6 protein-coding genes are annotated in these 4,471 nt (G+C 59.6%); 3 read left to right on the forward strand and 3 right to left on the reverse strand.

All coding sequences use genetic code 11. From position 1 onward, the window contains the following. Positions 1-73: 73 nt before the first annotated feature. On the reverse strand, positions 74-877 hold the full coding sequence (locus ACE04F_RS18125) for a SirB1 family protein (RefSeq protein WP_486108815.1): 804 nt from the start codon (positions 875-877) through the stop codon (positions 74-76). A gap of 185 nt (positions 878-1,062) precedes the next feature. Here ACE04F_RS18125 and ACE04F_RS18130 point away from each other — a divergent pair, with 185 nt between their 5' ends. Further along, a complete protein-coding gene (locus ACE04F_RS18130; RefSeq protein ID WP_434569763.1) occupies positions 1,063-2,082 on the forward strand; it encodes a Glu/Leu/Phe/Val dehydrogenase family protein in 1,020 nt (339 codons plus the stop codon). Between the two features lie 67 nt (positions 2,083-2,149). Here ACE04F_RS18130 and ACE04F_RS18135 read toward each other — a convergent pair whose 3' ends face one another. After that, positions 2,150-2,410, reverse strand: coding sequence for a YebG family protein (locus ACE04F_RS18135; RefSeq protein ID WP_003205410.1), 261 nt, complete (start codon positions 2,408-2,410; stop codon positions 2,150-2,152). Positions 2,411-2,702: 292 nt separating this feature from the next. Between ACE04F_RS18135 and ACE04F_RS18140 the strand changes: the two genes are divergently transcribed. Next, on the forward strand, positions 2,703-3,203 hold the full coding sequence (locus ACE04F_RS18140) for a phosphate-starvation-inducible protein PsiE (RefSeq protein ID WP_186611035.1): 501 nt from the start codon (positions 2,703-2,705) through the stop codon (positions 3,201-3,203). On the opposite strand, the gene ACE04F_RS18145 is transcribed toward ACE04F_RS18140, so the two are convergent. Then, positions 3,200-3,517, reverse strand: a complete 318-nt coding sequence (locus ACE04F_RS18145; RefSeq protein WP_305496721.1) for a DUF3509 domain-containing protein — start codon at positions 3,515-3,517, stop codon at positions 3,200-3,202. The two genes, ACE04F_RS18140 and ACE04F_RS18145, sit on opposite strands and share 4 nt — an antisense overlap. Positions 3,518-4,023: 506 nt before the next feature. On the opposite strand from ACE04F_RS18145, the gene ACE04F_RS18150 reads away from it, so the two are divergent. Then, entirely contained in the window at positions 4,024-4,434 is a 411-nt protein-coding gene (locus ACE04F_RS18150; protein ID WP_486108819.1) for an HPF/RaiA family ribosome-associated protein, read from the forward strand. Positions 4,435-4,471 lie beyond the last annotated feature (37 nt).

The raw sequence follows: 4,471 nt of genomic DNA on the forward strand, positions 1-4,471 counted from the left end.
CTCTGATGGTGAGGCTGCCTGCGTCATCGCGAGCAGGCTCGCTCCCACAGGGTGTGTAATGGGCCGCGGGGGCTCAATGCACAATCGTATTCGGTGGCAGATGCCCCAGCCGCTCGGTCAGCCGGATCCGCTGGATCGGGTCGTCACTGAGCATCAATGCATGTTCGAGATCGAAACGTTCGGCATTGGGGCAATCGAGTCGCTGGTAGAGACTGGCGCGGGCCAGGTAGTCGGCGGCGCTGGCGTTACCCAATTCCAGCACCCGTTCGGCATCGACGAGCGCGGCGATGTAGTCGTCGTTCGCAAGGTGTAATTGCCTGAGATTGCGCGACAGCCGCTGGAGCATCTGCATCGGCTCGGCGGTGACCATGTGCTCGGCCTTGAGCGGCAGGTTGGCGCCGTATTGGCGATGCAGCAAGTCCCGGCAGTCATTGGGGTACAAGCGGCGACCGCCGCAGGGGTCGAGCAGATGATCCGCGCCAGGTACGCGTAGCAGGAAATGGCCGGGGAAGTTGACGCCGGTCATCGGGATTTCCAGGCCTTTGGCCAATTCCAAGGCGATCAGGCCCAGGGCCAGCGGTTGCCCTCGCTTGCGGACCAGGACCTTGTTCAGCAGCGCCGCACCAGGCCGTAGCGGCGTCGCGTCGTCCTGGGCGAAGCCCAGGTCATTGAGGCGCCGCAGCAACGGCTGGCCCAGTTCGCTGACGGGCAACATCGGCAGGCCATGGCTGACTTGCTGTTGCAGATCCCTGAAATCCTTCAATAACGCCGGCACGTCCACTTCACGATCATGCTCGGCGGCGATCCACAGGGCGGCTTCGAACAGCGCCGGTGGCGAGCGGTGCAGACAGTCAAAAAAGGCTTGGCGCGGTTTCATCACAGTCTCCGGACTATGCCTCGTTTTAGCTCTGCCACGAGGTTTCGTCCAGTCCGGTAAAGAGGCGGTAGCCGGTTATGCCCAAAAGACAGAGGTTTATGCCGCGTTATTCCGGCGTACTCCAGCAATTTTCGACCGCACGCCTATACTGGCGAAACAGACAAAAGTGATTCGGGAGCCTGTCGATGTTTGCTCTCATGCAAAGCTCCCGCCTTGAATCGCTGCACTTGAGCGTAGACCCGGCGACCGGGTTGAAGGCGGTTATTGCCATTCATTGCAGCCGTCCTGGGCCTGCCCTGGGTGGCTGTCGTTATCTTTCCTACCCCGACGACGAAAGTGCCGTGGCTGACGCCGTGCGCCTGGCCCAGGGCATGAGCTACAAGGCCGCGCTGGCCGGCCTGCCCGTGGGAGGCGGCGTCGCGGTCATCATGCGCCCGGCGCATGTCGAGAGCCGCGCGGCGCTGTTCGAAGCCTTCGGTCGCTGCATCGAGCAGCTGGATGGTCGCTACATTACCGCCATCGACAGCGGCACATCGGTGGCGGACATGGACTGCATCGCCCAGCAGACTCGCCATGTCACCAGCACCACTGCCGCGGGAGACCCGGCGCCTCACGCGGCAATGGGGGTGTTCGCCGGGATCCGCGCCACCGCCATGGCTCGCCTGGGCAGCGACAACCTGGAAAGCCTGCGGGTGGCCATTCAGGGCTTGGGCAATGTCGGTTATGCGCTGGCCGAGCAACTGCATGCGGCGGGCGCCGAACTGCTGGTCAGCGATATCGACCCCGGTAAAGTCCAACTGGCGATGGAACAACTTGGCGCCCATCCCATCGCCAACGACGCACTGCTCAGTACCCCCTGCGACATCCTGGCTCCCTGCGGCCTCGGCGGGGTACTCAACAGCCAGAGCGTGGCGCAACTGCGCTGCTCGGCCGTTGCCGGCTCGGCGCATAATCAGTTGAGCAACCTGCAGGTCGCTGACCAGTTGGAAAGACGCGGGATCCTCTATGCGCCAGATTACGTGATCAATTCCGGTGGCCTGATCTATGTTGCCTTGAAACACCGCGGCGAAGAGCTGCCGACCATCACGGCGCATCTCGCCAAGATCGGCGCCCGGCTCACGGAAGTCTTCGCCCATGCCCAAGCCGAAAAACGCTCACCGGCCAGGGTGGCTGACGAGCTCGCGGAGCGTTTGTTGTACCGATAAAAAAAGATCGCAGCCTCCGGCAGCTCCTACATGGTGTAGAAGCTGCCGAAGGCTGCGATCTTTTTGATCATTCGTCCGACGGATTGAGCAGTTCGGACAAAGCATCTGGCTGGCTCTTGAATGCCTTGGCGAACACATCGCGATTCTTCGCCATGTAGATGCCGGCTTCCTCCACCTGTTGTTCGCTTAGCGATGGAACGGCTTTTTGCAGCACTTCTGCAAGCAATTCAGCGAGTTCCAGCATTTTGTCATGACGGTCAGCTTCGGCTTTATCCATGAACAATCGCTCCAGATCTCGGCTGCTGCGGTATACCACTTCGACGGCCATTCACCACCTCACATGCCTTCACATTGGTTTTGTCTGTGACTACTGTATTTATATACAGGCCAAAGGATAAGCGAATCCTGACGCTTTGAATAGTGGCTTTTTAATGTAGACCGGTTTCGACGTTTGTCGCCCTGGACAAACGTTCCCGCGACGGGACCGCTTGATGTCGCCAACGTGTCGAATGCCAGCGCTGTGCCATCTCATTCCGGTCGCTGGCCTTTTTTCTGCATGCAGAACAACCGTCACGTCCAACCCGCATCATCCGGTCAAGTCGACCTAAGGAAATTACATCGTGAAAATCAACTGGGCCGAGAACCTGCGCCAGAATGTCCACCAGCTGGCCGAATCCCTGGGCAACCTGTTCGTCGAGACCTTCCACTACCTGGCGCTGTTCGCCATCGGTGCGGTGACGGCATGGGCCGCCGTGATGGAGTTCCTGCAGATGATCGAGGAGGGCCATATCAAGATCGACGACATCCTCCTGCTGTTCATCTACCTGGAGTTGGGGGCGATGGTCGGGATTTATTTCAAGACCAACCACATGCCGGTGCGATTTCTCATCTACGTGGCGATCACCGCGTTGACGCGCCTGCTGATTTCCAACGTTTCGCATCACAGCCCGCCGGACCTGGGCATCATCTATTTGTGCGGCGGCATCCTGCTGCTGGCGTTCGCGATCCTGGTGGTGCGCTACGCTTCGTCGCAGTTTCCCTCGGTGAAGATCGAACACCCGCACCGTAAGGTCGGCGCGGGTTCGAGCGAGCATGCCGAAGTGGAGAAGGGCGAAATCTAGAGGCCTGCGGCGCTGGACGCCTGGCCCTGTGCCTGCGGTGGCGGCACTTTGATGTTGTCGCCGCCGGTCATGGCTTCGAGGATGGCCACGGCGCTGTGGCCCTGCTCGATGGCAATGCCGAACTGAATGCTCTGCACCAGGCGCTTTAGCCGTTCCGGGTCGTTGCGCTGCTGCGCGCTGATCATGCGCTTGGCAACGACACGCCCGGCCTTGGACAAGGTCAGCATGATGCTGCCGTCCAGACCCTGGATGCTCAAGTTGATCTGGTATTGCGGCGCGAACGCGTCCGTAATGATCTGAAAAGGGTTGTCCATGATGCGTCACCGCCTGATTGAACGTGCAGTTGTTGACCGGCCATGATCAGGATTAGTTCGCAACACCGGACCATCGGCCATTCCATGATCGTATCCATCGCCAGATTCCGGGGCGGGCAGGCGGTTGACCCGCTGATCGCAGCCCGCAGCGCCTCCTGCAAGGAAGGTAGCAAGGGGCATGCCGGAAAAACTGTCGGACAATGATCACGGCGCCTGGACGCGCAATGCTCTGGGATGCGGCTATGGCGGCAGCCCGTTTCGGGGCACTGGCAGGCCGATGTTCGCTGACGGTGCAGGGCACGCAGGCGGATTGGAATGAACAGGCAGGGCGGGGTAACTCCCGACAGTATCAATGCTATTGCGCGTTGTCCGGCTTTATTTGCAAATGAATATTTATCTTTTTTCGGGGGTTGAATTGTTCTTCCGCCAGCCCGACTCTGTACTCAAGGGGCCGTTGCGCTAACGTCGATTGGCCCCTGGCGAGCTAGCCGAATAAGGGATGAACTATGCAAATCCAAGTCAACAGCGATAACCATATTCAAAGCAGCATCCGACTGGAGGAGTGGGTACGTACTACCATTGAAAGCACGCTCGAACGTTACGAAGAAGACCTGACACGGGTCGAGGTTCATTTGGGAGATGAGAATGGCGACAAGCCAGGTCCCCATGATTTGCGTTGCCAACTTGAGGCTCGGCCAAAAGGCCACCAGCCAATTTCCGTGACGCACAAGGCCGAGTCGCTGGAACTTGCGATCGAAGGCGCAGCCACCAAGCTGGAACATAAACTGGAGCATCTGTTCGGCAAATTGCGTGGCAAGCGCGCCGCAACCACCGGGCAGACCGAATCGATTGCACTTGCTGATGCCATGCTGGAAGAAGAATTCCTTGAGAACGAACGGGCCGCGCTTAACAGCTAGACCTCGTTCATCTAAATCTACTCACCGAAGAGGGGGC

Source organism: Pseudomonas sp. AGC41 (genome assembly GCF_057334555.1).